Source organism: Iodobacter sp. (genome assembly GCF_025352645.1).
In the GTDB taxonomy this organism is placed as follows: domain Bacteria; phylum Pseudomonadota; class Gammaproteobacteria; order Burkholderiales; family Chitinibacteraceae; genus Iodobacter.
On sequence record NZ_JANXSO010000091.1, the window covers coordinates 1 to 2,517 of the forward strand.

Annotated in this window: 4 protein-coding genes and 1 pseudogene; 2 read left to right on the forward strand and 3 right to left on the reverse strand. The window is 48.5% G+C overall.

Features of this window, described 5'->3' with window-relative positions; translation table 11 throughout:
• Positions 1-263: pseudogene (locus tag Q0R17_RS10345) on the reverse strand (IS3 family transposase); the annotation flags it as partial.
• On the opposite strand from Q0R17_RS10345, the gene Q0R17_RS10350 reads away from it, so the two are divergent.
• Positions 262-561 carry a hypothetical protein gene (locus tag Q0R17_RS10350; RefSeq protein WP_293934788.1) on the forward strand — a complete coding sequence of 100 codons (300 nt, stop codon included), beginning with the start codon at positions 262-264 and terminating at the stop codon, positions 559-561. The pseudogene Q0R17_RS10345 and the gene Q0R17_RS10350 overlap by 2 nt on opposite strands.
• A gap of 104 nt (positions 562-665) precedes the next feature.
• Here Q0R17_RS10350 and Q0R17_RS10355 read toward each other — a convergent pair whose 3' ends face one another.
• Positions 666-950 (reverse strand): helix-turn-helix domain-containing protein, encoded by a 285-nt coding sequence (locus Q0R17_RS10355; RefSeq protein WP_293934790.1) that lies wholly within the window; start codon positions 948-950, stop codon positions 666-668.
• A complete protein-coding gene (locus Q0R17_RS10360; RefSeq protein ID WP_293934793.1) occupies positions 947-1,261 on the reverse strand; it encodes a type II toxin-antitoxin system RelE/ParE family toxin in 315 nt (104 codons plus the stop codon). The genes Q0R17_RS10355 and Q0R17_RS10360 overlap by 4 nt, the downstream gene beginning before the upstream one ends.
• Positions 1,262-1,560: 299 nt before the next feature.
• On the opposite strand from Q0R17_RS10360, the gene Q0R17_RS10365 reads away from it, so the two are divergent.
• On the forward strand, positions 1,561-2,517 hold a 957-nt coding region (locus Q0R17_RS10365; protein WP_293934796.1), incomplete at its 3' end, for a type VI secretion system Vgr family protein.

Below are 2,517 nucleotides of genomic sequence, written 5' to 3' on the forward strand. Positions count from 1 at the left end.
TAGCCCAGTGCGTGAATGGTGCTCGCAATGCATTGGCCATGCGTGCGGTAATGCTCAACAGCTACCTCCTTCTGTGCTTGCAAGTATCTTTGTTTCCTACGTGCATAGCCCGCTGGCAGGTCAAGCATTTGTTCGTATTCCAGATACCAGCCTTTCAAGGCATTCTTGGTTGGATAACCCAGCTGGTGGATAGTTGGCCCGACGCGCTTTCCAAGTTGAATGTATAGCTGAACAGCACGCAATCTATCTTCGTACGAATACATGAACTATCCCCTAGTAGTCCAATATTTTATCCGCATCCCCGCTATCAGTGCGGCCGTTAAAACACAGGCAAAAAGCGAGGCCATTGCTTCCGCCGTAGAAGAGCGCTTGGCTGCCCTGAAAATCACAGAACGCATTATCGACCGAGGAGTGATCCGTGAAATTAAAACCAATAGCACGATCTATAGCCGTGAGTGCCTGCCTGCTGCTGGGCGCCTGCTCATCAATGCAGCCGCCAAGGGCTATGCCGCAAGCCAGCCTGCTGGTGCGCTGCCCCCCAGAGCTGCCGCCGCTGACTGATGGCTCAGCTGGAGATGTCCTGCAAACCATGACCGAATGGGCTGCCATTTATCATGCCTGCCGCATCCGGCATGATGGGCTGGTGGGGGTGGCTTTACTGGGTATTAAGCGTGAGTCATTAAACTGATTTTACGGCCAGCACGGCTTGCTAGTGTCACCAACATATCCAAGCTGAATTTTTCCCATTTGCCACGCACCAAATCAGAAATACGCGCTTGGCTAACCCCAAGCGCAGTGGCGGCTTGTTGTTGTGTCCAGTTTTTTTCTTGCAATATTTGGCGTAATTCATTCATTAAACTACTGCGCAGGCTTAATAAAGTCGCTTCCTCTGGACTAAAGCCAAGGTCGGCAAAAACATTGCCACTGGATTCAATGATGGTTTTGCTCATGATGTAATCTCCTGATAGCGTTTGGCCGCCAGCTCGATATCGGCTTTGCGGGTCTTTTGAGTCTTTTTTTGAAAGGCATGCAGTACATAAATCGCTTCGGCTAACTTAGCTACATATAAAACACGCCATTCACCTTGTTCGTGAATACGGATCTCATAGACGCCACTGCCAACGTTGAGCATGGGCTTAAAGTCGGATGGCATCTGGCCGCGTTGTACAGCATCTAGTTCAAAACCAAATGCTCGCCGAGCCTCTAGCGGAAAATCGCGTAAGTCGTCAAGACTGCTACCAACAAAACGGAGTGTTTTCATTCGTCAATTATATAAGTACATATATAATTTAGCAAGGCATCGATTTCAGCTTGCTATCCGAATCAGTGTTTTAAAGATGTGTATTTGGAGTTCGCTAAAATCTGCGGAGATTTATCACGAATTAGATCATTGTCCTTATTCTTTTGAATTCCTATGGCATTATTCTTTGTTGCGTACATTGTTTTGCTTACATGGCATGAGCAGTAAATTGGTGAATATGCACAAATAAGGTAAATCATAAAACAGACAGGATAAAGCTTCGTGTAATATTTGCGGTCGCCATATATCGTTGATTTACCATGAATCTTAGTGATCTGCTTGCTTCCTTTGCCTCTGCTTTTAGTCAAGATCAGCGCCTTATCTCTCTGCAATTAGGCGATGGTGCAGCTTGGGGTGAGCAGCTCTTACCCCAGCGCGTAACAGGTCGTGAGGGGATCAACCAAGCTTATCGCTATCAAATCGATTGCTTATCGCCCGATGGCGCTTTAGAGCTCAAATCGCTGCTAGGCTTGCCGATCGTCTTGTCTATTGCAAATGCAAATGGTGAGGCAATTGAGCGTTGTGGGGTGGTGAGCCAGGCGCAGCTTTTAGGCTCTGACGGGGGCTTCGCTAAGTATTCCCTTACCGTAGAGCCGCCTTTTGCGCTGCTTAGATACCGCCGTACTTCACGGGTGTTCCAAGACTTATCTATTCCGGATCTGATTAAACAGGTACTGGCCGAGCATCAAGCCAAGAATCCTGTGTTTGCTTCAGTGCAAACGCTGGATTTCAAATTGTCCGGTGAATACCCGCCGCGCTCTTATTGCTTGCAATACCGCGAAGACGATTTTGCGTTTTTGTGCAGATTAATGAAAGAAAGTGGTTTGGCTTGGCGATTTGAGCATTTGGCGGGTGATTCCCCGCAAGTGCAGCTGGTGGTTTTTGATGATGTATTCTCCATCCCCGAAGCTTTAGAGCCCATCGCTCGCTTCCATCGTGCGTCGGCAACAGAAGCAAGCGATTCGCTCACCGCTTGGAATACGCAGCGGCAAATTGGCAGCAGCTCGGTTGCCCTTGCCAGCTTCGACTACAAAGCGAGTAATACCAGCCACAGTTCAAGCGATAGCGCCACTGATCAAGGAGATGGCGGGCAACAAATCCAAGCCAGCCTAGAATATTACGACCCGCAAACGCATTACTACGCCAGCGATTTAGACCAGCTCAGCAACGATGCAAAGCTGCGTCAGGACGCTTTAGATGGGCAAAAGAAATCGTTT